This window comes from Bryocella sp. (assembly GCF_058498515.1).
Genome location: NZ_JBMHYI010000010.1, coordinates 25,731 through 52,295, shown reverse-complemented (window position 1 = coordinate 52,295; position 26,565 = coordinate 25,731). Strand labels below are relative to the sequence as shown.

20 protein-coding genes and 2 tRNA genes are annotated in these 26,565 nt (G+C 61.2%); 13 read left to right on the top strand and 9 right to left on the bottom strand.

Features of this window, described 5'->3' with window-relative positions; translation table 11 throughout:
• Positions 1-495 precede the first annotated feature (495 nt).
• From AC5E6W_RS02895 to AC5E6W_RS02880, 4 genes are all read left to right on the top strand, one after another.
• Positions 496-1,920: a TolC family protein gene (locus tag AC5E6W_RS02895; RefSeq protein WP_491750751.1), complete on the top strand. Its 1,425-nt coding sequence runs from the start codon at positions 496-498 to the stop codon at positions 1,918-1,920.
• Positions 1,921-1,945: 25 nt separating this feature from the next.
• A complete protein-coding gene (locus tag AC5E6W_RS02890; protein WP_491750750.1) occupies positions 1,946-3,238 on the top strand; it encodes an HlyD family secretion protein in 1,293 nt (430 codons plus the stop codon).
• A gap of 12 nt (positions 3,239-3,250) precedes the next feature.
• A complete protein-coding gene (locus AC5E6W_RS02885) occupies positions 3,251-4,855 on the top strand; it encodes a DHA2 family efflux MFS transporter permease subunit (protein WP_491750749.1) in 1,605 nt (534 codons plus the stop codon).
• Positions 4,856-4,979: 124 nt separating this feature from the next.
• Positions 4,980-7,490 (top strand): glycogen/starch/alpha-glucan phosphorylase, encoded by a 2,511-nt coding sequence (locus AC5E6W_RS02880; RefSeq protein ID WP_491750748.1) that lies wholly within the window; start codon positions 4,980-4,982, stop codon positions 7,488-7,490.
• 349 nt (positions 7,491-7,839) lie between these two features.
• Here AC5E6W_RS02880 and glgX read toward each other — a convergent pair whose 3' ends face one another.
• From glgX to AC5E6W_RS02845, 7 genes are all read right to left on the bottom strand, one after another.
• Positions 7,840-9,906 (bottom strand): glycogen debranching protein GlgX, encoded by a 2,067-nt coding sequence (gene glgX, locus AC5E6W_RS02875; protein WP_491750747.1) that lies wholly within the window; start codon positions 9,904-9,906, stop codon positions 7,840-7,842.
• Positions 9,907-10,057: 151 nt separating this feature from the next.
• Positions 10,058-10,134, bottom strand: a tRNA-Arg gene (locus AC5E6W_RS02870).
• A gap of 18 nt (positions 10,135-10,152) precedes the next feature.
• Positions 10,153-10,761, bottom strand: coding sequence for a hypothetical protein (locus tag AC5E6W_RS02865; protein ID WP_491750746.1), 609 nt, complete (start codon positions 10,759-10,761; stop codon positions 10,153-10,155).
• 154 nt (positions 10,762-10,915) lie between these two features.
• Complete coding sequence (locus AC5E6W_RS02860) at positions 10,916-12,286, bottom strand: methyl-accepting chemotaxis protein (protein ID WP_491750745.1); 1,371 nt, start codon at positions 12,284-12,286, stop codon at positions 10,916-10,918.
• Between the two features lie 31 nt (positions 12,287-12,317).
• Entirely contained in the window at positions 12,318-13,445 is a 1,128-nt protein-coding gene (locus AC5E6W_RS02855; protein WP_491750744.1) for a YheT family hydrolase, read from the bottom strand.
• Positions 13,442-14,233 carry a DUF72 domain-containing protein gene (locus AC5E6W_RS02850; protein ID WP_491750743.1) on the bottom strand — a complete coding sequence of 264 codons (792 nt, stop codon included), beginning with the start codon at positions 14,231-14,233 and terminating at the stop codon, positions 13,442-13,444. The genes AC5E6W_RS02855 and AC5E6W_RS02850 overlap by 4 nt, the downstream gene beginning before the upstream one ends.
• A gap of 97 nt (positions 14,234-14,330) precedes the next feature.
• Positions 14,331-14,405 (bottom strand) — tRNA-His (locus tag AC5E6W_RS02845).
• Positions 14,406-14,460: 55 nt separating this feature from the next.
• Between AC5E6W_RS02845 and AC5E6W_RS02840 the strand changes: the two genes are divergently transcribed.
• From AC5E6W_RS02840 to AC5E6W_RS02825, 4 genes are all read left to right on the top strand, one after another.
• On the top strand, positions 14,461-15,021 hold the full coding sequence (locus AC5E6W_RS02840) for a DUF4112 domain-containing protein (protein WP_491750742.1): 561 nt from the start codon (positions 14,461-14,463) through the stop codon (positions 15,019-15,021).
• Positions 15,022-15,319: 298 nt separating this feature from the next.
• A complete protein-coding gene (locus AC5E6W_RS02835; protein WP_491750741.1) occupies positions 15,320-16,948 on the top strand; it encodes a flavin monoamine oxidase family protein in 1,629 nt (542 codons plus the stop codon).
• Between the two features lie 177 nt (positions 16,949-17,125).
• The gene (locus AC5E6W_RS02830; RefSeq protein ID WP_491750740.1) at positions 17,126-18,367 is read left to right on the top strand and encodes an FAD-dependent oxidoreductase; all 1,242 of its coding nucleotides are present in this window, start codon (positions 17,126-17,128) and stop codon (positions 18,365-18,367) included.
• 391 nt (positions 18,368-18,758) lie between these two features.
• Positions 18,759-20,021: a pyridoxal phosphate-dependent aminotransferase gene (locus AC5E6W_RS02825; RefSeq protein ID WP_491750739.1), complete on the top strand. Its 1,263-nt coding sequence runs from the start codon at positions 18,759-18,761 to the stop codon at positions 20,019-20,021.
• 73 nt (positions 20,022-20,094) lie between these two features.
• On the opposite strand, the gene AC5E6W_RS02820 is transcribed toward AC5E6W_RS02825, so the two are convergent.
• Positions 20,095-20,748: a nicotinamidase gene (locus AC5E6W_RS02820; RefSeq protein ID WP_491750738.1), complete on the bottom strand. Its 654-nt coding sequence runs from the start codon at positions 20,746-20,748 to the stop codon at positions 20,095-20,097.
• Positions 20,749-20,771: 23 nt separating this feature from the next.
• Positions 20,772-21,203: a TOBE domain-containing protein gene (locus AC5E6W_RS02815; protein ID WP_491750737.1), complete on the bottom strand. Its 432-nt coding sequence runs from the start codon at positions 21,201-21,203 to the stop codon at positions 20,772-20,774.
• Between the two features lie 128 nt (positions 21,204-21,331).
• On the opposite strand from AC5E6W_RS02815, the gene AC5E6W_RS02810 reads away from it, so the two are divergent.
• The 5 genes from AC5E6W_RS02810 to AC5E6W_RS02790 all read left to right on the top strand — a co-directional run bounded on the left by AC5E6W_RS02810 (position 21,332) and on the right by AC5E6W_RS02790 (position 26,556).
• A complete protein-coding gene (locus tag AC5E6W_RS02810; RefSeq protein ID WP_491750736.1) occupies positions 21,332-23,032 on the top strand; it encodes an acyl-CoA carboxylase subunit beta in 1,701 nt (566 codons plus the stop codon).
• Positions 23,033-23,505: 473 nt separating this feature from the next.
• Positions 23,506-24,375 (top strand): hydroxymethylglutaryl-CoA lyase-like TIM-barrel protein, encoded by an 870-nt coding sequence (locus AC5E6W_RS02805; protein ID WP_491750735.1) that lies wholly within the window; start codon positions 23,506-23,508, stop codon positions 24,373-24,375.
• 45 nt (positions 24,376-24,420) lie between these two features.
• Positions 24,421-25,197, top strand: a complete 777-nt coding sequence (locus AC5E6W_RS02800; RefSeq protein ID WP_491750734.1) for an enoyl-CoA hydratase/isomerase family protein — start codon at positions 24,421-24,423, stop codon at positions 25,195-25,197.
• Positions 25,198-25,282: 85 nt separating this feature from the next.
• Positions 25,283-25,792, top strand: coding sequence for an acyl-CoA thioesterase (locus AC5E6W_RS02795; protein ID WP_491750733.1), 510 nt, complete (start codon positions 25,283-25,285; stop codon positions 25,790-25,792).
• Positions 25,789-26,556, top strand: a complete 768-nt coding sequence (locus AC5E6W_RS02790) for an SDR family oxidoreductase (protein ID WP_491750732.1) — start codon at positions 25,789-25,791, stop codon at positions 26,554-26,556. Before AC5E6W_RS02795 ends, AC5E6W_RS02790 begins: the two co-directional genes overlap by 4 nt.
• Positions 26,557-26,565: the final 9 nt, after the last annotated feature.

The window sequence follows — 26,565 nt, the reverse complement described above, 5'->3', positions numbered from 1 at the left end:
GTCATGTGAGTGTATCTCGATAGCCTCCGTGGCGAGTAACTCCAACGATCATGTGTGGTTTGGAGCTCATCACTCGGATGATGTTTTTCCGCTCCTGCGTCTTTTCGCAACGGCCTTTGTAAGCAGGATGCTCGAAAGGCTATGCCGGTGTCGATCATACTTAGGTATTGGCTGTGACCTGTTGATGACGGTTGCGCGATTTCGGGTTATCGCCGCGAGTGTGCAGATCCGATTGCTGCGGCCTTCCCCTTCCTGGTGGGTGCGCCCTACGACGTGCATGGCACCTTTATGCGGGTCCGTGTCGCTGTCGGTGCGGTTCGTTCTCGACGGCGATCCTCTGGTCGCGGGGAGCCGACGCATAGCGGTCACCAACACCTAGGTGCCTATCAATACCAAAGCTCAATGGATTTCGGTTAGCCCCTCTGCTCTGATCCTGAAAAGAATCTGGATCCGCATGGGTGTGTCGCGTTGACTGCCCCGAGGGAGCGATCGACGATGAACTCGGAAATCAAATATCGGGTGTGCCGATGGTTCGTTATCGTGACCCTCCTCGTTCCATACCCAAGGACGATTCTCGACTTGAGGTCGCAAGTCGCGGAAGCGCAGAGCCTCCAGGCCGGCGATACTCCCATCGAGGCGGCGATGGCATCGAACGAACCGTACCGGAGTGACGCCCTGACACTAGCAGGAGCGGTTGACTTCGCACTGAAGCAGAACCTCGATCTCCAGATCGCGAATATTGAAACTGCAAGGCGTCAGGAGGACCTTGAGATCTCACGGTCGGCGCTGCTACCGACTGTGGGGTTCGAGGCAGATGAAAGTGTCAATCGGCACAACCTGAGGGCCCTGCTCGGCATCGAGATCCCGATCCCCACTGTCCCCCATAACATCGGACCTTATCAGGCGGTTCATGTCGGGCCTACGTTCGCGGTTCCGGTGTTTGACCTCACGTTGGTTCGTCGTTACCAGGCCAGTGGGCATCGCTTGCTTGCTGGCCGGGCCGATGAGTCGACAGTTCGGGAAGAAACTGTCCTGTTGCTTGTCAGCGAATACATGGCACACCTGCGCGCAATCGCGGCCATCACGGCGGCTGAGTCGCGCGTGGAATTGGCTACGCGCCTGGCCCACCAAGCGGATGACCTGCTAAAGGATGGCGTAGCAAGCAGGATCGATGTATCGCGTTCCCAGGTGAGGCTCAGAGAGGAGCAGCAACGATTGATTGACGCGCAGCGCGATGCCGACACCTCGCTATACGCATTGCGGCGCATCATGAACATGCCTGACAGCGAGAAGATTGCATTTGCCGACCAGCAGGACTTCTTCCGGACTCCGTCATTCGATGTTTCAGACCCGCTGGCGACCGCATTGCTGCAGCGCCCCGAACTGAAATCCTTGAATGAGGGGATCAAGGTAGCCCAATCGGACCATAAGGCCGCCGTGGCGGAGTCTGCACCGAAACTCACCTTTGATGGCTTTTGGGATGAACAGGGGCAGACATTCAACACCTCCGCTCCCGGATACCAGTATCAAGTCACCATGAGCGTCCCCATCTTCACCGGTGGGCGGCTCAGTGCTGAGCGGAGGAGCACGCAACTGACGGAGCAGCGGGCGCAGAAACAACTCGCACAGGAACGAAATGTGATCACCGAGCAGGTACACGACGCGCAGATAGAGTTACAGGCCGCGCTCCACCAGGTGGAGCTTGGTCGCGAGGAAGTGCAGCTGGCCCATGAGGAAGTGTCGCTTTCGCAGGGGCGCTTTCAGTCCGGCGTGACCGACAACATCGAGGTCACGGCCGCGCAGGACTCGCTTGCCCGCGCTAACGATGCGGAGATCGGGGCGCTATTCCGCTACAACATCGCACGAGCGGAACTCGCCCGGGCCACCGGTGGCGCCGAGCAGACCTACGCCCATCCCTAACACCTATTCGAGAGAGGAGACGACCATGAGTGAATCGGTGGTAGACCCATCGACCGAAGAATCGGCGACGGCCCATGGCGCTGTAGAAGCAGAAGGCATCACGGGGCGCAAGAAGACTCTGCTGATCTGCGGCGGTGCGGTGGTGCTAATCCTTTTGCTGGTCTTCGGCATTCGATATGTGGTGTGGTCATTCGACCACGAAGAGACAGATGATGCCTATCTAGCGGGACACCTTCATCCAATTAGCGCGCGCGTTTCGGATACCGTGCAGCGCGTGTTGATCGACGACAACGAGCATGTCATTGCGGGGCAGGCACTCGTCCTTCTCGATCCCAACGACTATAAGGTGAGATTGGATCAGGCCAAGGCTGCGCTCGATGCGGCCAGCCGCGGGGCGGAGACGGCGGAGGCAGCGATCCTCTCTACGTCGCAGTCTGCGACGGCGCAGACGACCGAGGCGGTGGGTAGCGTTGGAGAGGCGAAGGCTTCGATCCAGGCATCGAAGGCCGCCGTAACCGCAGCCGAAGCGGGGGTTCCGCGTGCGCAGGCTCAGCTTCGGGAAGCGGATGCAACATTGCAACGCGACGATACCGACCTGCAGCGGTACGAGGACCTCTACGCAAAGGAACAGATCTCAAAGCAGACCGTTGATCATCAGCGCGCCAGCTATAAGGTGGCCCTTGCGGGACAAGCCGCGGCACAGGAACAGGTGCGACAGGCCCAGGCCCAGCTGATAGCAGCTCAGCAAGGCGTCGTGCACGCGGAGGCCCTGCTGACGAACTCCCAGGGCGGGTTGCAGTCCGCGGAGGCTGTAAGGCTCGAAACACGTGTGCGCGAAAGGCAATTTGCGACGGCAAAGGCCGCAGTCGCGCAGGCCACGGCGGCGATGGACGACGCGAAGCTTCAACTTTCCTACACCATCATCACAGCTCCAGTGAGTGGACGCATTGGCAGGAAGTCGGTTGAGGCAGGGCAGCGCGTACAGATCGGGCAGCCGCTGATGGCGATTGTTGAGGATCAGCCATGGGTTGTCGCCAACTTCAAGGAGACGCAACTGGAGAAGATGCGCGCCGGGCAGAGCGTCGAGGTTGAAATCGACACGTTCCCGAAGCACAAATTTCATGGACACGTGGACAGTCTCGCCCCGGGTTCTGGGAATGAATTCGCGCTTCTGCCTCCAGACAACGCCACTGGAAATTTCACCAAGATCGTGCAGCGAATTCCGGTCAAAATCGTTCTCGATCAGGACAGCGTGCGTGGGTACGAGAACCTGCTTTCGCCTGGCATGTCGTCAGTCGTCACTGTGGCCACGAGATAGGAGAGAACGTCCATGGCAACCGCAACGGTCAACCCAGCGCCGGGCGCAGGAAGTGACGCGGTCGAGGCGAAGGATCACGTGTCGCTGAAGACCTGGATATGCGTTACGGGAGTTCTTCTTGGCTGCTTCATGGCGGTGCTCGATATCATCGTTACGAACTCGTCGCTTCGTGACATCGCAGGAACATTGGCAGCTAGCTCAGACGAGATCTCCTGGGTGCCGACCGCGTATCTGGTGGCCGAGATCGTCGTAATCTCTTTGACTTCGTGGCTCGCCGAGGTGTTTTCACTCAAGAGATATCTCCTGGTGAACTCGATCCTCTTTGTCGTCTTCTCCGTGTGCTGCGGTCAAACGCATTCGCTGAGTTTGATGATCCTCTTTCGTGTCATGCAGGGCTTCACGGGCGGTGTCCTGATCCCACTCTCGTTCGTCGTCATCCTCAAGTATCTTCCGCCGTCGAAGAGGGCGATTGGCATGGCGATGTTCACCATCACTGCGACATTCGCTCCCGCTGTGGGGCCGCTCCTTGGGGGATGGTTGACTGACAATTACGGTTGGCCGTTCATCTTTTACATCAACGTCGTCCCCGGGACACTGCTGATCGCTGCGGTGTGGTTCACCATGGAACAGCAGCCCATGAACTTGGCGCTCCTGAAAAAGGGTGATTGGTGGGGAATCATCACTATGGCCATAGGCCTGGCGGCATTTGAGATCGTACTCGAAGATGGAAATCGCAAGGATTGGTTTGGCGATCCGGGCATCGTGAAGCTGGCATGGATTGCGGCCATCTTCATTCCCGCCTTTATCCTGATTGAATTGCGACAGAAGGAGCCCCTCGTCGACCTGCGTCTGTTTGCGCGCAGGAACTTCGGACTTGGCAGCATCGTCAACTTGACGCTTGGAATCGGCCTCTACGGCGTCGTGTTTATTTTGCCGCTATACCTGGGGCAGATCCATGGCTATGATGCAACGCAAATTGGGACGGTCATCATCTGGCTGGGGCTTCCGCAGCTCGTTGTCATTCCCCTGATCCCAACGCTGATGAAGGTTGTCGATGCGCGAGTCATCATTGGTACAGGCATCCTTCTTTTCGGCGGCAGCTCCTTTTTGGATATCCATCTCGATTCCAATTTTGCAGGACCGCAGTTTTATATTCCGCTTATTATCCGGGCGGTCGGCCAGCCTCTTATCATGACGCCTCTTTCGGCCATCACTACGGCCGGCATGGCGGAGGGTCGCGAAAGCGGTTCTGCATCGGCCCTATTCAACATGATGCGTAATATTGGCGGGTCGATTGGGATCGCCGGACTGTCCACGCTGCTTTCCGTGAGGGAGCGGTTCCATTCAGAACGCATCGGGGAATCGGTGACGATCTACTCGGCGGCAGTGCAGGAACGCCTGCAGCAATCGGCGACCTACTTTTTGTCTCAGGGCAGCGATCCCACGTCTGCCGAGGGAAGGGCGGTTCGTGCCGTCGGTGGTGTGGTCCAGCATCAGGCATTTCTGCTCGCCTACGGCGATTGCTTCCAGATCCTGGGTTGCGTATTGCTCGCCAGCGGGGCGGCCTTGTTTTTCATGAAAAAGACAAAAATTTCGGGTGCGGTAGCCGGCCACTGATGCCGGCAGGGTCGCCCTCTCGACGCCCTTGTGCAAAATTCGCAGTCCGAATCAGCGGGGGGTGCATCCCATTAGGGGACGCAGCGCGCGATATTCAATGCTCTATGGAGAAGACGTTAAATATATGCCTGAACAAGAGCACCGACTCTCGTCTACCCCGAACGGCGATCAATCGCAGATAGATAAGGTGCCCGGCGACGACCGCGCTGGCAGGACCGCCGAAGAGATCGCAGCATCCTTCCGTGGGCACATGACACGAAGCATTGGACGGCCGCTGGAAAGAAGCAGTGTCATCGATCAATATCATGCGCTTTCGGAGACGGTGCGCGATCGTTTGATGGATCAGTGGCTGGAGACAATTGAGACTTACAGACAGAACGATGTCAAGCTTCTGGGGTATCTGAGCGCGGAGTATCTGCTGGGGCCTCATCTGCCGAACGATTTATTGAATCTTGATTTAACGCCACAGACCGAGCAGGCGATGGAGAGTGTCGGTCTGAAGCTGGAGAGCATCGCCGCTGAGGAACCCGAGCCTGGCCTGGGTAACGGCGGCCTCGGGCGACTGGCCGCGTGTTTTCTCGATTCGCTCTCCACGCTGGATGTACCAGTGATCGGCTACGGGCTGCGTTACGAGTTTGGGATCTTCCGCCAGGAGATCGTGGATGGCTGGCAGGTAGAGACGTCAGACAAATGGTTGCAATTTGGCAACCCATGGGAGATCCCTGCCTCGATGTCGATGGAAGTCGGCTTGTTTGGGCATACCGAGACATACACCGACGACAAGGGCGCCATCCGCCACAGGTGGATTCCCGACTACAAGGTGAAGGGCATCCCGTTCGATACGCCGATCCCCGGCTATAAGACACGCACGGTGAATCGACTGAGACTCTGGAAGTCTGAAGCTGTCGATTCGTTTGATTTGAGCGTGTTTAACAGTGGCGATTATGCGGGCGCTGTACGCGCCAAGATGGAGTCCGAGACCATCAGCAAGGTGCTGTATCCGCCGGATGAAAAGGTCGAGGGTAAGCGGCTGAGGCTGACGCAGCAATATTTCTTTACGTCGTGTTCGTTGCAGGACATGGTTCGGTTACACCAGTCTCTTGGAAAGCCGCTCACAGAGTTCGACAAGAAGTGGACGGTGCAGCTGAACGACACCCATCCGTCGATTGGCATTGCCGAGCTTATGCGGTTACTGATGGATGAGCATGAGATGGGCTGGGACGACGCTTGGCGCGTTACGCAAGCGACGTTTGGCTACACCAACCACACGCTTCTTCCCGAAGCGCTGGAGCGATGGCCGCTGGACTTGTTCGGAAACCTGCTGCCGCGACACCTGGAAATCATCTATGAGATCAATCGCAGGTTTCTGGACGACATGCGGTCCCGCTATCCCAATGACGACGCGCGAATGCGCCGGATGAGCATCATCGGGGAAGATGGGGAGCGCACCGTGCAGATGGCGCATCTGGCCGTAGTGGGTAGCAAGGCAGTCAACGGGGTCGCTGAACTGCACACGCAGCTACTGGAAGAAACGACTCTGCGCGATTACTTCGAGGTTTTTCCAGAGCGCTTCAGCAATAAGACCAACGGCGTGACGCCGCGCCGCTGGTTGATGCTTTCGAATCCCGAGCTCACGGGATTGATCAACGAGGCCATCGGTACCGATTGGCACAAGGACCTGTACGGCCTGCGGTTGCTGGAGCAGTTTGCCCAGGACAAGAACTTTCTTGATCGCTGGCGCAAGACCCAGGAGGCGTCAAAGGGCCGGCTTGCGGCATATATCAAGGATACGATGTCGATCGATGTGGATCCGACATCGATGTTCGACGCGCAAGTAAAGCGGCTCCATGAGTACAAGCGCCAACACCTGAACGCGCTGCATATCCTTTCGCTCTACTGCCAGATCAAGAGCGGAACGGTGAAGGATCTCACGCCGCGCACATTCCTTTTCGGGGGCAAAGCCGCGCCGAGTTATACGATGGCGAAGCTCATTATTAAGCTCATCTGTCAGATTGGGGAACTGATTCATGGCGATCCCCAGGTGAGAGATACCCTGAAGGTTATCTTCCTACCGAACTACTCGGTTTCGCTCGGCCAGCGCATCTATCCGGCGGCTGATCTTTCCGAGCAAATCTCCACCGCGGGCTTAGAGGCGAGCGGCACCGGATGTATGAAGTTCATGATGAACGGAGCGGTGGCCATCGGGACATTGGACGGCGCCAATATTGAGATCCGCAAGGAAGTCGGCGAGGAGAACTTCTTCCTGTTTGGCCTGACCGCATCGGAAATCAGCGATCTTCGACATGCAGGCTACAACCCACGCAGCTACTACGACAAGAGTCCGTTGCTGCGCGAAGTGCTGGACGGGCTGCGGGACGGCAGGTTCTCGAATGGGGATCGTGAGCTATTTGCACCGTTGGTGAACGACCTCCTGAACTCCGACCGTTACCTTGTGCTCGCTGACTTCGACGCGTACGCCGCGGCGCAGCAGGAAGCAGGCAATGCCTACGCCGATGCCTCTCGCTGGGGAACCATGTCGCTCCTGAACACGGCACGTTCGGGCAAGTTCTCCTCCGATCGAACGATCCGCGAATATTGTGAAGACATTTGGAAGCTGCCGCTGGGGAAACGATAACCTCGACCAGAGACAAGCTTTGCTCCAAAGTCTATCGTGGCCGCTGAAACGGATGGCTCCGAGCGGCGGGGCCACTCCTGCGTCACATCTCGATGTGACATGGGATGTGTGCGCCTCCGGCGGCTTGCCATGAGTAGCCGGTGGGTGTCGTCCGACGAAGGAGTCGCTCTGTGTCCTTGCTCCTTACCCCGACGGTCGGCTGTGGCTCGGGACGGGCTCCGCACATTCGCACCGCTGCTCGCATCGGCGTCAACCGGGAGGTGAACCGTTGCAGGAGCCGCTATAAAGAGCCAAGGGTCCTTAGGGAAGGTTGCGCACTAAGCCATCGCCGGAGTTTCTGCGAGGAGCACTAGGAATGAGGATTGATTATTCCGCACCGACCTGTCGTCATGAGAACGATCGACCGGGATCGAATGACGTATGTGGATTGATCCAACATCTCGTCTCCTTCCTCTACGAAGTCCGATGGCGCGTGCTGGAATGTGTCGATGAGCCGGCGCCATGGCCCACAGCCGTCGGGAACAGGTGGCAATGAGAAGGGCAGAGCCTCCCAATAGGCGTTGAGCATCAAGTGAAATGCGCCCCCGCTTTCGAGATGGGCCGTAGCGGCGAGGCTGTGTGAGTCCATTGAAAGATCGGGCGCCCAGAGATGAACCCCGTGCCACTGGATCTTTGCCCGCTCAATGAAGTCAGTGAGCGACAGGAAGTCCCCCCTGACGCTTGCCGCAAAGCTCAACCGCAGTCGGATCAGAAGTTGAACAAATCTGTAGAGATCGGCATGTTTTTGGCAGAGGCTCCAGTCGAACCAGCTGAGTGCATTGTTCTGGCAATACGCGTTGTTGTTCCCACGCTGCGTCCTCCTGACTTCGTCTCCCATTAGGAGCATTGGCGTGCCAACGGAGAGCAGGGTGAGCGCCAGTGCGTTGCGAACCTGGCGTGCACGTAAGTGCTCGACTTCCACGTCGTCGGTGGGGCCTTCCACTCCACAGTTCCACGAGTAGTTTTCTGAAGCCCCGTCGCGGTTGTTCTCGCCGTTCGCGTCGTTGTGCTTTCCATTGAAAGAGAACAGGTCGTTGAGGGTGAAGCCATCGTGACAGGTGACGAAATTGATGCTTTGCTCGGGCGGATTGCTTGGCTTCGTATAGATGTCTGGGCTCCCGACGAGTCTTTGTCGCAGGTTGAGCACGGTGTCTCGATCGGACTTGAGAAAACGTCGGACGTCGTCACGGAAACGCCCGTTCCATTCCTTCCACCGGTCGCCGACGAAAGATCCAACCAGGTAAAGCCCACCCGCATCCCATGCCTCTGCGATGAGCTTCCTGCCTGCAAGCACAGGATCGGAGTCAATCTCCCAGAGGATCGGAGCATCGTCGACTGACTTTCCATGTTTGTCCCGTGTCAGCACCGCAGCAAGATCGAAGCGAAAACCGTCCACGTGCATTTCGGAGACCCAATACCGAAGGCTGTCGCCGATCATTCGGCGAAGGACGGCATAGTTACTGTCGAGCGTATTTCCTGTGCCCGAATAGTCTGCATATTGCGATCGATCGTCCGATAAGAGATAGTAGAGGCGGTTATCCAGTCCCTTTAAGGAGAACGTGGGTCCTCCATCGCCGCCTTCGGCCGTGTGGTTGAACACTACGTCGAGGATCACCTCGATGCCGGCTTTGTGCAGGGCCTTCACCATGTCACGGAACTCGTCCAGACAGGCCAAGGGCTCGCTGCGAGAGGAGTAACCGCCGTGGGGCGCAAAGAACCCGATCGGACTGTACCCCCAGTAGTTCTCGAGACCCGCAGGTGCATCCTGAGCGTCGAATTGAAAGACAGGCATCAGCTCAACTGCAGTGACTCCCAGATCCTTCAGATACGGAATCTTCTCGATCAACCCGGCGTATGTCCCCCGCTGCTCTGCGGCGATGCCGGAGTTGGGGTTCTGCGTGAATCCACCAACATGCACTTCATAAAGGACCGTGCTCGAGAAGGGATGTCCGAGAGGGCAATCACCCTCCCAGTCATAGGTGCTGAGATCTGCGACAACGCTTTTGGCTGAGGAGGAGGCGTTGTCCCCGGGTTTCGCGGCAGCACTACGCCGATAGGTTTTCGTCGAAATTGCTTTGGCATACGGATCAAGCAGCACCTTCTCAGGATCGAAGCGATGGCCCTGATCAGGAGCGTACGGCCCACTCATCCTGTAGCCATATAACTGACCCGCCTCTAGCCCTGGCACATGGACGTGCCAATAGTGCGACGTACGGTTTGTTTCGGGATCGAGATCAATGATGCGGTCCGGGGACACAGCATCCTCGGACCCGAAGAGCAGCAATTGCGCATGGGTTGCATAGTAGGAGAAGACGCTGAAGTTCACTCCGGTCGCCGTCAGACTCGCGCCTAATGGAGATGGACTCCCTACGTTCATCTTTGTTCCTCGATCCTCACGGACGCTTTGCTCAAGCCATTACTGCGGCTGCGTCAATCTTCATCCCCGCACGTCATTGGACTCGGAAGACGCGGTAAATCATTGATCGAAATTTGATGACTTCTTCTTCGAACTCTTGGGGACTTGGAAATGGTAGGCGAGGCAGGTCTCGAACCTGCAACCCCCGACTTAGAAGGTCGGTGCTCTATCCAGTTGAGCTACTCGCCCGCGCTGTGGCGGATGCCATTATTCCTGTTCCGCGTGGCCCATCACCGCATCGATTGTAGCGGAGCCGCGGGCTGGTTCGAGCTCGCGGGTCCTCAGAAGCTTCACTACGTCGTCCAGCGCGGCCTCCCAGCGGTGGTACGCGGTCTCGGCGTCGGAGCCCAACGTCATGACGTAGACCGAGATGGCGAAGCCCTCGAGCGCTGGAGAGAAGTCGAGCAGCGAGGGGCGCATGATGCACTCCATCTTGGTGTCCTCGTGCTCCAGTCGCGCTGCGCGGCGCACGATCCGGTCGAGCTTTTCCTGGTGCTGGTGGGCGGAGGCGAAGATGGAGCGTTCGCGGAAGAGGAGATCGATGTAGGAGGCGAATCCGAAGGCTGCATCCTCTGCGCCGTGACCGGCTTCAAGGCTCAGAACGGCGAGCTCCGCAGGATGCGTCTCCCCCGTCATGGTCCAGGCGTCGCACTTGGCGGTGAGGAAAGGGGAGCGCTGGGCGTTGAGCGAGCGGAGCGCGCGTCCGAGCGCGGGAGCGTGTTCGGCCTCGGCAATCTCGGCGAGCTCATACGGGTCGGCGCGCAGGTCGACGAAGCGCGCTCCCGTGCCAGGGTCGCTCCAGGGTACAACCAGCATCGGTGCGTCCGCGGAGCACTCTGCGTTCCACTCTGCAAGCATCACGTTCCAGCATACGGGAGAGAGGGCGTCCTTTGCCGCATCTTCGTGGGTTGCGTACGAGGCAGGGCATCGCGAGCGCCGCGGGGTGTTGGTTCCCGGCGATACCACAACGCTATTTTGACTCGGCAGCGACTCCCGCATAGATGGCGCCCACGACCTCGCGATGGACAACAAGTGGGGCGTAGGAGGCGATGAAGGGCTTCCCGAGGACGTAGACGGCGCCTTCGAAACGCTGCCCCAGCAGCAGGGCTCGCAACGCTCCTCCACGCGGGTTGAGCTCCGTGCCAACGGCGCGCGACCCATCGGCGTTCTTCACGCTCGTGGCAGCGCGCACCATCCGCTTGCCATCACGCACAAAGATCGTTGCTGTGCAGTGGAAGTGCGAGCTAACCGTGTCCACTGTCGGGTTGCATTCCGTGGCAGAAGTGCCACCGAGGTGCAGCCCCGGCAGGCCAAGCTCCGGTGTCGTCCCCTCTATCTGCGCCTGGCCACAGAGCTGCCGAAGGTGTTCGAGAGCGGAGTTTACCTTCGACTGCGATTGCTGTTGCGAAGATCGTGTTGCCTCGGCCTGTGCGCGCTCCCCGGAGAGAACCCTCGCCGCCACCGGATTGCGCCGCGAGAGGACGGTGCTGAGGTCTCCGGCGACGTCCAGCAGGCGCATGCTGGACTCGGCGGCAGCGTCGGACTCCTGGGTGCATTGCAAGGAGAGCTGCTCGACCTCGGTCATTCGCTGGCGGGCGAGCTCGACGCTGCTGAGCTGATGCTCGGAGGAGGTTGCTACCTGACCCGCCAGCTGCTTAAGATCCTGCATCTCCTGGCGAATGCCGCCAAAGGTCGAGCGCAGGTCCTGGCTCTGGGTAAGGCAGCCCTGCAGGCAAGTGTGGCTCTCGGACATCGAGCCACGTACGGTCTGGGCGTTGCCGCGCAGGGTTTCGATCTGGCCGGAGATCTGCTCGGTTGCATGATGCGTGCGCGCTGCCAGCTGCCGCACCTCGTTGGCGATGATGTTGAAGCCATCTCCCGCGCGCCCGGCGTTGGCCGCCTCGATCGCCGCGTTGAGCGCCAGGAGATGGGTTTGCTGGGCGATCAAGGAGATGGCATCGACCATCTTCTCCATCTTGCCGACGCTGGTGACGAACTCCAGCATCCGCCGGTCGCTGGCAGCGACGACATCCGAGGTCTGTTGCAGCCCGGCGGAGACGCCGTCCACCACGGAGCGGCCGAGTTCGGTATGCTCGGCTACCTCTTGGGCATGCTCCGCCGTGCGGCGGCTGATCTCGCCGATGCTCCGCGCGTCTTCCTGGATGCGGTTCTGAATGGCAACCGTCTCGAGAATCCGGCTGCGTTGGGCCGTCGACGTGACCGCCCCCTGGCGGGAATTGGCTACGAGCTGTCGGCTGATCTCGCAGATTTCTCTCGCGCAGGCCGCTGACCGGCCGGTGGCGAACCGCCACGCAGACTTCATCCCGGGGGCGAGCATCATGGTGTGGCTATCGGCAGTGACCGGGGGAAGTTCACGGGTGGGACGGTAGAACTTCCGGGCCAGCGTGGTCGATTACGAACTGGAGCGCCTGATGCTCGGCCCAGTAGCCGTCGTAGTCGTTGGTGGCGTCCGGCTCGGCGAGGAAGGCGCAATGTCCGCCGTGCTGGGTCTCGACCAGCGAGATGAAGGGATTGGCCTCGATCTTCGCGCGCGTCTCTGGCGTGAAGCGAATAAAGGGATCATCCATGGCGTGCAGGATCAGCGTAGGGACGGCGATGCGGTCGAGCACGCGGGCGGAGGCGGCGCGATAGTAGTAGTCGTCGGCGTTGCGGAAGCCCGAGTAGAGGGCAGTGATGTACTCGTCGAAGTCGCGGATGGAGTGCACATTGAGTGCTACGCGAGGATCGAAGGCGCGCGGAAAGAGCATGGTCTTGCGGCGAAAGCGCTTGAGCAGCGCACGCAGGAATTTCTGCTCGTACAGGCGGTTGGAGAGCGAGTGCAGCGCGTCGGCGGACTCCTTGAGGTCCACTGCCGGGGAGACGCCGACGACAGCGTGGAGCTGCTTCGGAGCGTCGGGCCCCAGGTCGCCCGCGAGCTTGAGCACGAGGTTGCCGCCCATGGAGTAGCCGATGAGGGCGATAGAGGTAAGCTGTTCGCGGCCGAGGTAATAGCGCATCACCTGGTCGACGTCGCTGGAAAGCCCGGAGTGATAGAGCGTGGGCGTGCGCTGGGCCATCTCGTAGTCGCTGCCACCGCAGTTGCGCATGTTCATGCGCACGATGTTGCAGCCCGCGCGCCACAGCTTGTCCGCATTGCCCAGCACATACTGCGAGCGCGATGAGCCTTCGAGGCCGTGCAGAATGATGGCGGTAGGGCGATCGCGACGAACGCTCTCGGGCTGCCAGTGGCACTCGCAAAGCACCTGGCTGGCGATCTGTGTCCTGTGCGCTGGGGAGACCTCGACAAGCTCCTCCGTGGCGGGGGGAAGGGCGCTGTGCTGGCGGGGGAGGAAGTTGCCGGCGATCGTCTGCAGGTGCCCATTGGCCAACCAGCGGCGCGGACGAAAGCCTGCCGCGGCGTCGTCGCCGGCGATGGGAAGTTCGGGGAGGCCAGGGAGTTCAGGAAGCCCGGAAGGGAGTCCGGATACGTGCGCGCTCAATGGGTCTCCCTTTCTTCGAGGGAACTGAAGCTTTGGAGCAGATGGACGGCGCTCAGCGGGCCGGCCGGTTGCTCCTCGTGTCGAAGATAGACGAAGGTATCACCTGCCGGGACGATCTTCGAGAGCCGACCGGCGGCCTCCTCAATCTCGGAGTCGGTGTAGCCCCCGCTCTTGCGCATGCGGTAGCTGCGGAAGGTTGCGGTGGTGATGTCCGGGACCTGGAGTTCATCGCTGTCGGCGACGCAGAGGGCGGTGTTTTGCGAGCGCATCAGGTCGAAGGTTGCGTCCGTCAGCCAGCTCTCGTGGCGGAACTCGAAGCTGAGCCGCAGGCCATTGCGCTTGAACGCTCGCAGCTTGAGAAAGGCCGCGAGGCGGTCGTTGTCGGCCTTGAAGTTCGGAGGGAGCTGGAAGAGCAGCACGCCGAGCTGCTTTGCTTTGCGGACCGGTTCGATGGCATCCAGGAAGGCCAGCACGGCGTCCTCGCAGTCGCGCAGCCGCTTGAAGTGCGTGATGCCCTGCGGGGCCTTGAAGGTGAAGCGGAAGGTCTTCGGCACGGCAGCCATCCAGCCTTTGAGCTGCTCGGCCTTGGGAAGCAGCCGGAAGGTATAGTTCACCTCCACGGAGTTCAGCTGGGAGGCGTAGTACGCCAGGAAATCCTTCGCGCGCACGTCCTTCGGGTAGAAGCCGGGTTTCCACGAGGGATACGCCCAGCCGGAGGTGCCGGCGAAGAGTTTTGAAATGGGGGGATGATCCTGTGACCTTGCGGGGGTTCGCGATGCTCGCTGCAAGCAGGCCTCGGTACGCACGCCGCCTGATACGGCGTCACAGGATGTACCGGAGAGCTGTGAGCTCCCACGGGGTTCCAATCAATCGGAAGGGAAGGATTGGGGCGGCTAGTGGGGTTCGAACCCACGACATCCGCTGCCACAGAGCGGCGTTCTGCCACTGAACTATAGCCGCCGTACCAACGTGATTGTAGCATCCAACGGGGGAGTATGCGAAGGGGGCAATGGGGATGAAGACCAAAGCGATACAGCCGGAGATCCTACCGCCGGGGGCGATGCCCAGATCCTCCGCCGCGCAGCCGCGCCTCGGCGGGGCAGGAGGGGTGTTTCGCGACGAGAACCTCGATCTGCTGTCTCGCGTGCTGGATACCTGGTTTCGCATCCCCGGCACCAACATCCGGGTGGGGTTGGATGGCATCATCGGCTTCGTGCCTGGTATCGGAGACGTCATCGGCGGCCTCGCGAGCACCATCATCGTACTGGCGGCATTCTTCCGCGGCGTCCCTCTGATCACCATCCTGCGCATGGTGGCGAATCTGGGGATTGAAGTGGTTGTGGGCCTGGTGCCGGTGCTGGGCAATTTTTTCGATATCGGATGGCGGGCGAACCGTCGCAACTACCATCTGCTGGAGCGCAGCCTGGCCGCCGGTCCACGCGACACCTGGCGCGACTGGATCTTCATGGGACTGCTGGGCGTGGGCCTGATGGCGCTGGCGCTGCTACCGTTCTTCCTGTTGCTGTGGCTGGGCGGATCGGTGCTGCACTCGATGCACGCTCCGGGCTGGAACTAATCGCACAACGAGCGTCACTCGTCCTTGGAATGATCGGGCATTGTGAAGATCGCGCGCGGCCGCGCTGGATCTGGCGATTCTCCGCGCGACTATGAGTTGCGTCATGGGATTCGAGCGCCTTCCTTCTGTCATCGTCGTGTAAAGTACAAACAATCTCCCCGAAACACAGGGCATTGGGTCACTGGTAGCGGAAGCACTTTTGTCTTCGCCAGCCGGGTCCGCGCCATCCTGTCGATGGACCTCCGCGGCGGCGAATCAATCTTCCATCGGCAGCGATGGATCTGGAGGCAGGTTGCACATGGGTTTGACGCGGCGGCAGTTTTTGACCAGGGTGGGTAACGCAGGCGGGTATAGCGCGGCGTTTGTGGCGATGCAGGGCCTCGGCCTGATGGAAGCGCGGGCGACGGAGGTTCCCGGCCTGATGGCGGTGCCGGGTTCCGGCCACGGCACGAAGGTGGTGATCCTGGGTGGCGGCATCTCGGGTCTGGTTGCCGCGTATGAGCTGCGCAACCTCGGCTACAGCGTGACGGTGCTGGAGGCGCGTAATCGCCCGGGCGGCCGCAACTGGACGGTGCGTGGCGGCGATAAGGTCACCTTCACCGACGGCACAACGCAGACCTGTACGTGGGAGGCCGGCAACTACCAGAACTTCGGTCCTGCCCGCCTCCCTTCGGTGCACACCAACATCCTCGATTACTGCCAGAAGCTCGGGGTGGAGCTGCAGGTTGAGGTCAACTACACGAACTCGGCGTATCTGCAGAACGACAACGCCAATGGTGGCAAGCCGGAGCAGATGCGTCGCGTGGTGAACGACACGCGCGGTCATGTGAGCCAGCTGCTGTCGAAGTGCGTCAAGACCGGGGCGCTCGACCAGGATCTGTCCGCGGAAGACAAGGACAAGATGCTCGCCTTCCTGCGTGTGTACGGCCCGCTGGACCTCAGCGGCAAGTACGGTGGCAGCGAGCGCGCGGGTTATTCGACGCTGCCGGGCGCGGGCGACAAGACGGGCGCCATCAACCCTGCCATCGACCTGCACACGCTGCTGGATGAACGGTTCTGGCAGGGCATGATGTTCGACCAGCAGTTCGACATGCAGGCGACAATGTTCCAGCCTGTCGGCGGCATGGACCGCATCCCGTATGCGTTTGCGAAGGACCTCGGCTCGATCGTGAAGTATGAGTGCCCGGTGACCGAGATCCGCAAGACCGGCAAGGGCGTCACGATCACCTACATGGAGAAGGGTGCGAGCAAGCAGATCAGCGCGGACTATTGCCTGAACGGACTCCCGCTCACGCAGCTCAAGAAGATCCCCAACGACCTGAGCGCAGACTACAAGGCTGTGATCGATGCGACGACGTATGCTTCGGCCTACAAGATTGCGTGGGAGTCGCGCCGCTTCTGGGAGCAGGATCAGAACATCTTCGGCGGTCTGGAGTTCTGCAACGTGGGCTGCAGTCCCATCTGGCTGCCCTCGGCAGGAATGTTCTCCAAGCGCGGTGTGCTGGTGAGCGGCTACACCGACGAAACGAACTCGCCGTTCAGCAAGCTCACCATGCCGGAGAAGTTTGAGGAGAGCCGCAAGTCGATCGAGCGTCTGCACCCCGGCCACGGCAAGGAGCTGGAGAAGCCGATGTACGTCACGTGGGGCCGCGTGCCGTGGAACGAGGGCTCCTGGATTCGTGGCTACGGCCAGCCGGAGCATCCGGTCACCACGCAGCCTCCCGCTGCGGGCGGTTCGGTGAATCAGGGCTACGAGACGCTGTGCCAGCCCGATGGCCCGATCATCTTCATCGGCGACCATGTGAGCCACATCGTGGCATGGCAGGAGGGCGCAGCACTCAGCGGCCTGCGCGGTGTGCAATTGGTCAACGAGCGTGTGAAGGCGGCGCAGCTTGCGTCGCCACAGAGCGGGGCGGTCTACGCTTAGGAGCACATGAGCGCAGTCCACAGAACCAACTCACCCTCGCTCAGGCGAGGGTGAGCTTTTGTGCGGATACAACGCCACGGTTCGCTGCAAGGGTTCCCACGGGCTCCTTGCCCAGTCATTCGCTATAAGAGAAGTATGAGTGCTTCTGCGAAAGGCGGTGCTGACTTGAGTCCCCGGATGACGAATAGCCTGGAGGTCAGCCGCCGTACCTTCCTGCGCGGCTCGGCCGCGATGGCTTCGCTCAGTGCGCTGGGCATGAGCGGTTGCAGGCAGGTGAGAACGGACGGACCGGCGACTGCTCCTGCGCTGCCGTTCTATGACGCCTATCAGCCACTGGTGCCGATCCGCCCCCATGCCGACCGCATCTTCCGCATCACGGTATGTTCGCGCCCGTTCCGCGCGCAGGGCCCACGCATGGAGGCCGAGACGATCGGCGACAAGACCGTGATTTATAACTACGGCCACGGCGGCAGTGGATGGTCGCTCTCCTGGGGATGCGCCGACGTCGTCACGAAGATGGCGATGGAAGCTGCGCAGGGTTCGCGCGAGATCGCGGTGATTGGTGCCGGCGCGCTCGGACTTACTTCCGCGACGATGCTGCAGCGTGCCGGAGCGAAGGTGACGATCTATGCGAAGGAGCGCGCGCCGTATACCCGCAGCTCGCGCGCCACGGGAAGCTGGACGCCGTCGTCGCGCATCGCGCTGGCTTCCGCAGCCGCGCCGGAATTTGCGGTGAAGTGGGAGGCGATGGCGCGCACGTCCTTCGCGTACTACCAGAGCTATCTCGGCATGGCGGGCACGCCCATCGAGTGGACCGATCGCTACAGCTTGTGGGATGAGGAGCGCAGGCCCAGAACCGCGCAGCCCAGTCCCTCCGAGCCTCAGCATGATTTCCTGCACCTCGATGACCGGATCAGCGACCTGACGCCGAAGCAGGAGATGATGCCGCCGGGTTCCACGCCATTCCCGACCACGAATGTAGCCCGCACTACATCGATGACCTTCAACGTGGCGGATTACTCGCGCCAGTTGACGACGGACTTCCTCATCGCCGGCGGAACCTTCGTGGACCGCGAGTTCCACTCGCCGCAGGACTTCGCCGCTCTGCCGGAGAAAGTCATCGTCTGCTGCACAGGCTATGGCTCGCGCGCACTGCTTGGTGATGAGAGCATCGTGCCGGTGCGTGGGCAGATTGCGTGGCTTATCCCGCAGGACGGAGCGCACTACGGGATTAACTACAACGGCCTGAACATGCTCGCGCGGCGCGATGGCATCGTGATGCAGTACAGCAAGGGCGGTGAGGAAGAGGGCTGGAACGACGCGAGCGAAACGCCGGATCGCGCCTACGCCGAAGAGGGAATCGCGGTGCTGGCAGAGCTCTACGGCCGCATGCAGAAGAGCATGACGCACAAGTCCTAAGGTCCGTCTCCGAGGCTGGTGGTGACTCTGCCAAAAGGACTTCCTGCAATACGGCGATACGGCAAAGGCGTCGGGAATGGGCGCATCAGGACGTGGCATGTGTGCGGCGCGAGGCGCTTCCCGCGCGCATTAGGTTTCCCGCGGTGGCAAAATCCCGCATGACAGGCGGGTTTCCACCGTGTTTCAGCTTTGCAAATGTTTGGGAATGGGGTAGTGTGAAAGTCGGAATAACCCTTCCAACCTTTCCCAGGCTCACCGAAACGCAACCGTCGTTTCACCGGCAGAACGTTCTCACCCCAGTCAGGACGCTTGCACCCGTGTATCCGGGCGCTGAGCTCCTGGAGTCCGCAACGTCGCACCTTCACCCGGTTCCACCCCAGGAGAATGGCAAATGGAAGTGACTCAGCACAGCTTGGAAGTCTCCCGGCGTAACTTCATGCGCTGGATGGGAGCGGGTGCCGCCGCGGCCGCAGTGGTTCCCGGTCTCGCGCCCACCGCATTTGCACAGCAGCAGGTTGCAGCCGACACCACGCCGCGCCGCCGCAGCGGCATGCCGGACTTCAGCCATCTGCCGCCTGACGCCGTGATCATCAGCTCCAACGAAAACCCACTCGGTCCGGCTGCTTCCGCCCTGGCTGCTGTGGGCCAGGTGGGCGTCTCGGGCGGACGGTATGACCGCTTCGGCGTCGCCGCTGCGACGGTGAAGACGATCAGCGACCAGTTCGGTCTCAAGCCCGGCTACGTCGAGCTCTTCCCGGGCTCCGGCGGACCGCTGGACATGGCCCTCATGTCGAGCATCAGCAGCTCGCGCGGGCTCGTCTGCGCCGACCCCAGCTATGAGCAGGGCCCCCGCGCTGCACAGACTTGTAAGGCCCCACTGAAGATGGTGCCGCTGACCAAGACCTATGCGCATGATGTGAAGGCGATGCTCGCAGCCGATCCCAACGCCGGCGCGTTCTACATCGTGAACCCCAACAACCCTACCGGCACCATGACGCCGAAGGAAGACATCCTCTGGTTGCTGAAGAACAAGCCCAAGGGTTCGGTAGTCATCGTCGACGAGGCCTACTTCCACTTCTCGAACGATGAGTCGGTCATCGATCAGGTCGCCGCCGATCAGGATCTCATCGTCCTGCGCACATTCTCGAAGATCTATGGCATGGCGGGTGTACGCGCAGGCTTCGCATTTGCGCGTCCTGACCTGCTGGCCAAGTTCCAGACCATCTCGCCAGAGATCTCGCTGCGCAACGTTGCCTCGGTGTCGCTCTTCGCCGCGGCTGCCGCTCATGCCAGCCTGCTCGACCCGAAGCTGGTCCCGGAGCGCAAGAAGATCAACACCGACATCCGAGAGGCCACGCTCGAGTTCCTCGACAAGAAGAGCTACAAGATCCTTCCGGGATCGCAGGCCAACATGTTCATGGTCGACGTAGGTCGCCCGGGCCGCGAGTTCACGACCGCAATGCTCAAGGAAGGCGTCGTCATCGGCCGCTCCTGGCCCGTGATGCCCAACTACGTACGCGTCACGGTCGGCACAAAACCGGAGATGGAGAAGTTCCAGACCGCCTTCGTGAAGTGCATGGATATGCCGCCTGCCGCGGTCAACGCGTCACTGCACGCTGAGCTCGATCTGCCGTCGGAGCTCTGGCGCGCATAAAGTCCCCATCATGGATGGAAGAGGCCCCGGATTTCTCCGGGGCCTCTTGTTGTCTGTTCTCTCTTGCTGCCGGCTACTTCGGCTCGAGCTGTGCGACGCTCCTGGTTGCAATGGATTGCGCAGCCAGCGCGGAGCGCATCGCGTCGATCGATCCCGGAACACCCACAGCGCGTGTCAGCTCTTCGATCACGATGCACTCGAAGCCCATCTTCGCTCCATCGACCGCCGAGGAGCCGACGCAAAAGTCGTACGCCAGGCCCACGAAGAAGAGCCGATGCAACTGACGCTCGCGGAGGTAGCCCGCGAGACCCGTGGGTGTCATGTGGTCGTTCTCGAGGAAGGCCGAGTAGCTGTCCATGTCCTTGCGGAAACCTTTGCGCAGGATCAGCTCCGCATGTGGGATGTTGACCGCGATCTCCGCGCCGCGTGTGCCCTGCACGCAATGGTCGGGCCACAGGGCCTGTGGACCGTAGGACGCTTCGACGGTCTCGATGAACGGCTGCTTGCTATGCGTGCTTGCAAACGAGATATGGCCGCGCGGATGCCAGTCTGCGGTCAACACAACGTGGTCGAAGAGTTGGGCCAGCGCCTCGATGGGCGCGATGATCTGGTCACCGCCCGGCACACCGAGCGCGCCTTCGAACCCGGCCTCACGCGGCAGGAAGTCTCGCTGCATGTCGATGACGAGAAGGCAGTCGGTGGAGCACGGTGCGAGGCGCGGTGTCATATCGCCAGTCTACTGCTGCGCGATCACACGCGCTCGATCATGACCTCGGTGGCCTTGACCAGCGCGGCGGCGGTCTGGCCCCTGCGCAGCTGCATCTCGCGAGCGGCGTCGGCGGTGATGATCGCTGTCACGCGCTGCTCGCCGATCTCCAGCACGACCTTGGCGAGCAGGCCGCTAATCTTCACCTCGACGATACGTCCGACCAGCTGGTTGCGTCCGCTGATGGAGCGGAAGCGCTCGCGCGAGGCTTTCGCTGGCTCCTCGCTGCGAGTCTGCATCAGCGGCTTCAGCGCGCTCTCCGGAATGCGATGGTGGCCGCCGGGGGTCTTCACCGTGTGCAGCTTACCGGAGAGGATCCACTGCTTGAGCGTGGGGTAGCTGACGCCGAGCGCCGTCGCGGCCTCGCGGGGCTTGAGCAGCAGGTCGGCTTGGTCATGCGGTTGCCGGGTTGCCATGGGTGCTCCAGTATACGGCCAGCGATGGGAGTCTAGTGACGTATGGAGATCGTCGGTTGCTCGCTGCCGCGATGAAGGTGCATCATCGCAGGGTCTGCCGGGTGGCTCGCCGGCGCACAGGGAGTTTCATGGCCTCGTTCTCCTCTCGGCTCGACAGCACGCAGTCTCGGCACGTATCCAACGTAGAGGGCGTGCGCCGATTGCTCACCGAGATGTCGAGTGAGGAGGCAACGATCCGCGAAGGAGGCGGCGCGAAGGCCATTGAAGCGCAGCACGCGAAGGGAAGGCTGACGGCGCGCGAGCGGCTGGCCCTGCTGCTCGATAAGGAGTCCGAGTGGCTGGAGCTGGGCCTCTGGGTCGCGCACGGAATGTATGCGGAGTTTGGCGGAGCTCCCGGAGCGGGCGTGATTACCGGCATCGGCCGCGTGGCTGGGCGGCTCTGCATGATCGTCGCCAACGATGCGACGGTGAAGGCCGGAGCGTTCTTCCCGATGACCGCGAAGAAGGTGCTTCGCGCACAGCAGATCGCGCTGGATAATCGCATCCCCACGCTGTATCTCGTGGATAGCTCCGGCGTGTTTCTCCCGCTGCAGGAGGACGTCTTTCCCGACCAGGACGACTTTGGCCGGGTCTTTCGCAATAACGCTGTCATGAGCTCCCTGGGCGTGCCACAGATGACGGCCATCATGGGCATGTGCGTGGCTGGCGGAGCGTATCTTCCCGTGATGACCGACACCGTACTGATGACCGAAGGCTCGGGCCTCTTCCTTGCAGGGCCTGCGCTGGTACAGGCGGCCATCGGGCAGAAGACTCCCGCCGAGGAGTTGGGCGGCGCGACGATGCATGCAGAGATCAGCGGCACCGTGGACTTCAAGGAGCCGAATGATGAGGCGTGCATCGAACGCATCCGCAACTTGGTGAGCCGCATGGGAACCCGATCTGTTCCAGAGGTCTATAGCTGCGTTGGATACGATGCCGGCGTCGACGCTCCGCTCTATCCTGCCGAAGATCTCTATGGCCTGATCGATCCGACGCCTGGAGCAACGAGTACGTATGACATCCATGAGGTCATTGCTCGGCTAGTCGACCGGAGCGAGTTCGATGAGTACAAGGCTGACTTCGGACGCACGCTGGTGTGTGGCTATGCGCGCATCGGTGGTCGAGCCGTGGCCATTGTGGCGAATCAGAAGCAGCACCAGTCGATGACTGTCGCGGTGGGGCCGCAACAAGGCGAGAAGCGCACGGAGTTCGGCGGGGTCATTTATACCGAGTCCGCGCAGAAGGCGGCGCGCTTCGTCATGGATGCGAACCAGCAGCTCATTCCGCTCATTTTTCTGCACGACGTGAATGGCTTCATGGTGGGCAAGGATGCGGAGTGGAGCGGTATCATCCGCGCGGGCGCGAAGATGGTCGCTGCAGTCTCCACGAGTGTCGTGCCGAAGATTTCGGTGATTCTGGGCGGCTCATTCGGCGCGGGGCACTATGCGATGTGTGGCAAGGCGTATGATCCGCGCTTCCTCTTCGCGTGGCCTACGGCGCGGTATGCGGTGATGAGTGGAGCGTCGGCGGCGAATACGCTCGTGGAAGTTCGCGTGAAGCAGATGGAGCGCGGAGGCAAGCACCTCTCTGAGGAAGAGAGGAAGAGCATCTTCGATGAGATCAAGGCCACCTACGACGCGCAGGCTGATCCTCGCTATGGAGCAGCTCGGCTGTGGGTCGATGCGATTATTGATCCTGCGAAGACGCGAGAGATACTGATGCAGGCGCTGGAAGCGTGCGCGTTGAATACGGAAGTGCCGAGGTTTAATCCGGGGGTGTTGCAGACGTGAGCGAGCTGGAGCAAGAAGCGGCAGAGCAACGAGCGTTCAAGCTGAGTGAGAGTTTCGGGCAGAATGGGATGCTCTACGGGTGTGGCGTGGCGTTCCAAGGGAGTTTCTATGCTTCGCCGGATGATCGTGCGGCAAGGATTGAGACTCGTACGAGGTGGGTATTTCTGTTTTGCCTTCCTTTGATTCCGCTTGGGACATATCGTCTGATTCGCGTCAAGGACGTAGTGTCTAACCGAGGCCGGCTGGCCAGACGAATCGAGCTGGTTAGCAAGGAACCGCTCGCTTGGGAACAAATCTTACGCGTTTGGGCCGTGTCCTGGTTCGTTGCGGCCGGCCTTGCGCTCGTGTGGAGATGGTGGGTCAACTCGTGAAGGATCACAGGCAGGGAAGGCACTGAAGAGTCCGTTTGCTTCTCCACGACATCAGAGATAGGGTGCGTTGGGTAAGGCAGCGCCGAAGATTGGGAGCGCAAGTTGAGTGAATTGGTAAAGATCATCGAATGTCCGCGGGACGCCTGGCAGGGTTTGCCGAAGATCATCAGTCCCGAGGCGAAGGCGGAGTACCTGCGGCAACTGGTGCAGGCAGGGTTTCAGTATATCGACGCGGCGAGCTTCGTCTCGCGCCGCGCTGTGCCGCAGATGGCGGACTCCGAGTTCGTGCTCGAGTACCTTGATGCACCGGAAGAGATCGAGATCATCGGCATCGCGGTGAACGCGCGGGGCGCGGAGCGAGCTGCTGACAGCGGCCGCGTGAAGACGCTGGGCTTCCCGTACTCCATCTCACCCACGTTCCTGGAGCGTAATCAGAACCAGACGCCGGAGGATGCGGTCGAGCAGCTGGAGCAGGTTGGCGAGATTGCGTACAAGGCCGGCATGGACACCGTCGGCTACCTCTCGATGGCCTTCGGCAACCCGTATGGCGACACGTGGGACATCGACGAGGTCGTAAGCGCGGTGGACATCCTGGTGGACGCAGGCGTGCTCGCGGTCTCGCTGGCGGATACGGCTGGCGTGGCCAGTGCGGACACCATCCGCAACGTCGTCTCGTGCGTGATGGGTGTGCACGATGGGCTGGAGATTGGTGTGCATCTGCACACGCGGCCCGAGGACGCTGCGGCCAAGGTGCGTGCGGCGTACGAGGCTGGCTGTCGCCGCTTCGACAGCACCCTCGCCGGGCTGGGCGGCTGTCCCTTCGCGCAGGATGCGCTGGTGGGGAACCTGCCCACGGAGGTATTGCTCGCGACGCTGAAGGAACTTGGCGCCGAACTTCCGGAGCTCGAGCCTTTGGACCGATTGATCGCCAGCAGCCGCGAGATCGCGCGAAAGTATGGCATGGTGCAGTAGAGACAGTGAATAGTGAGTAATGAATAGTGAAGAAGGGCGCGGTCGATGAGTGTCGTGCTGATCCAGGATGAGTTGGGTGTTCGTAGCATCACGCTCAACCGCCCTCAGCGCCGGAATGCGCTGACACCGGAGCTACAGGACGTAATCACCACTGCGCTGCAAGAAGCTGAGGCTGCTGGTGCGCGGGTGGTGATCCTCGCGGGTGCGGGGGAGAGCTTCTGCGCGGGGCTCGACCTCAGCGTGCTGCGCGAGATGAGTGATCGCAGCGAAGAGGAGTATCGCGCTGAGGCCGCACGCACCGCACGGATGTTCCGCGCGCTCTACGACTGCCCGGTGCCCACGATCGCCGTCGTGCAGGGGGCAGCAGTTGCCGGTGGAGCGGGGCTGGCGACGATTTGTGACTTCACTCTGGCGGCTCCCGATGCAAAGTTTGGCTACACCGAGGCGCGTATCGGGTTCGTGCCGGCGCTGGTCAGTGCGTACCTTGCGCTGCAGGTCGGGGACAAGATCGCGCGCGGGCTGCTGCTTTCGGCGCGGCTGATCGATGCGACCGAAGCGCATCGGATCGGGCTGGTCAGCGAGATTGTCCCTGCCGATGTGCTGCAGGATCGTGCGCGCGAACTTGCGGCCGAGTTGATGCGCAATTCGCCCGAGAGCCTGCGGGCGACCAAGCAACTGCTTCGCGCCCAGCAGGCGGAGTGGCTGGACCGCGCGCTCGCGCTGGCAAGCGAGGCCAATGCGGCAGCGCGGCTTACGGACGACTTCCGTGAGGGCGTGGCAGCGTTCCTTGAGAAGCGCAGACCGTCGTGGCACGGCGAGTAGGCACGCATCCAGATGGTGTCCGGTCGTCCGGACTTCGGCTCGTCTTGTGACGCGTCTTGCACAGCGCAGACGCTAGACTTACGGCATGACAATTGAGGCCAGCACAACTGAAGCCAACGAGGCGCTGGACGAAGCGATTCGCGAGCGAGGGTATGTCGAGTCGCGTGTGCGTGTGCGCTACGCCGAGACCGACAAGATGGGCGTGGTGTACCACGCGAACTACCTGGTGTGGTTCGAGGTCGGGCGCGTGGAGTATCTTCGCGCGATGGGATTGGACTACAGCACGATGGAGCGCGAGTCCAATGTGATGCTGGCTGTGCTCGAAGTCACCGCGCGCTATAAAGCTCCGGCGAAATATGACGATGAATTGGCGGTGCGCGCCACGATGACGGGCATTCGCGGCCCTATCGTTCGTTTCCGCTACAGCATCGTGCGTTTGGCCGATGAGCTTGTGTTGTGCGAGGGCGAGACCGTGCACATGGCGCTGGGGCCGGACTTCAAACGGGTAGAGCTTCCTCCGCAGTATGCTGAGCGGTTCCAGCGGCTGGCGCATGCGATCGGGACGGCCAAGAGTAATGGAGGAGGAACGGCGTGAGCACGGAACACAGCGCAGCCGTGGGAGCGCAGGGCCGCAAGGTGGCCCTGGTGAGCGGCGCGAACAAGGGCATTGGATTTGAGACGGCCAGACAGCTGGGGCGGTTGGGATACATCGTTTACGTTGGTTCGCGCGACGCGATGAAGGGCGAGATTGCTGCCAGGCGCATGCGGGCCGAAGGCGCTGACGCGCGCGTGCTGAAGCTCGATGTAACGCGGCAGGGCGATATCGACGCTGCCGCGAAGAAGATCGAGACCGAGTGCGGCGTGCTGGACGCGTTGGTGAACAACGCCGGTGTGATGCACGAGAAAAGCTGGACGGTGAACTCGACCAGCGCGACGGACATGAAGAGCCTGCGCGCGACCTATGAGACGAATGTCTTCGCTGTGGTCGCACTGACGCAGGCGATGTTGCCGTTGCTGCGCAAGTCCGAGGCGGGACGCATCGTGAATGTGTCGAGCATCCTCGGCTCGGTGAGCCTTCAGGCCACGCCGGGCTCGCCGACGTATGGGACGAAGCTGTTCGCGTACAACAGCTCGAAGGCCGCGCTGAACATGTTCACGATCTCGCTGGCGCATGAGTTGCGCAATACGAAGATCAAGGTGAACTCGGCGCATCCAGGTTGGGTGAAGACCGACCTAGGTGGCGACGCCGCACCCATGAATGCAATCGCTGGAGCGAAGACCGAGGTAGAACTGGCGACGCTGCCTGAGGATGGACCGACAGGCGGCTTCTTTCATGACGGTAAGCCGATCGCCTGGTAGCGGTGTCGG

Coding starts and splice junctions, on each gene's coding strand:
- AC5E6W_RS02895 (WP_491750751.1), top strand. CDS start 496: ATGAACTCGGAAATCAAATATCGGGTGTGCCGATGGTTCGTTATCGTG.
- AC5E6W_RS02890 (WP_491750750.1), top strand. CDS start 1,946: ATGAGTGAATCGGTGGTAGACCCATCGACCGAAGAATCGGCGACGGCC.
- AC5E6W_RS02885 (WP_491750749.1), top strand. CDS start 3,251: ATGGCAACCGCAACGGTCAACCCAGCGCCGGGCGCAGGAAGTGACGCG.
- AC5E6W_RS02880 (WP_491750748.1), top strand. CDS start 4,980: ATGCCTGAACAAGAGCACCGACTCTCGTCTACCCCGAACGGCGATCAA.
- glgX (WP_491750747.1), bottom strand. CDS start 9,906: ATGAACGTAGGGAGTCCATCTCCATTAGGCGCGAGTCTGACGGCGACC.
- AC5E6W_RS02865 (WP_491750746.1), bottom strand. CDS start 10,761: ATGCTGGTTGTACCCTGGAGCGACCCTGGCACGGGAGCGCGCTTCGTC.
- AC5E6W_RS02860 (WP_491750745.1), bottom strand. CDS start 12,286: ATGATGCTCGCCCCCGGGATGAAGTCTGCGTGGCGGTTCGCCACCGGC.
- AC5E6W_RS02840 (WP_491750742.1), top strand. CDS start 14,461: ATGAAGACCAAAGCGATACAGCCGGAGATCCTACCGCCGGGGGCGATG.
- AC5E6W_RS02835 (WP_491750741.1), top strand. CDS start 15,320: ATGGGTTTGACGCGGCGGCAGTTTTTGACCAGGGTGGGTAACGCAGGC.
- AC5E6W_RS02830 (WP_491750740.1), top strand. CDS start 17,126: ATGACGAATAGCCTGGAGGTCAGCCGCCGTACCTTCCTGCGCGGCTCG.
- AC5E6W_RS02825 (WP_491750739.1), top strand. CDS start 18,759: ATGGAAGTGACTCAGCACAGCTTGGAAGTCTCCCGGCGTAACTTCATG.
- AC5E6W_RS02820 (WP_491750738.1), bottom strand. CDS start 20,748: ATGACACCGCGCCTCGCACCGTGCTCCACCGACTGCCTTCTCGTCATC.
- AC5E6W_RS02815 (WP_491750737.1), bottom strand. CDS start 21,203: ATGGCAACCCGGCAACCGCATGACCAAGCCGACCTGCTGCTCAAGCCC.
- AC5E6W_RS02810 (WP_491750736.1), top strand. CDS start 21,332: ATGGCCTCGTTCTCCTCTCGGCTCGACAGCACGCAGTCTCGGCACGTA.
- AC5E6W_RS02800 (WP_491750734.1), top strand. CDS start 24,421: ATGAGTGTCGTGCTGATCCAGGATGAGTTGGGTGTTCGTAGCATCACG.
- AC5E6W_RS02795 (WP_491750733.1), top strand. CDS start 25,283: ATGACAATTGAGGCCAGCACAACTGAAGCCAACGAGGCGCTGGACGAA.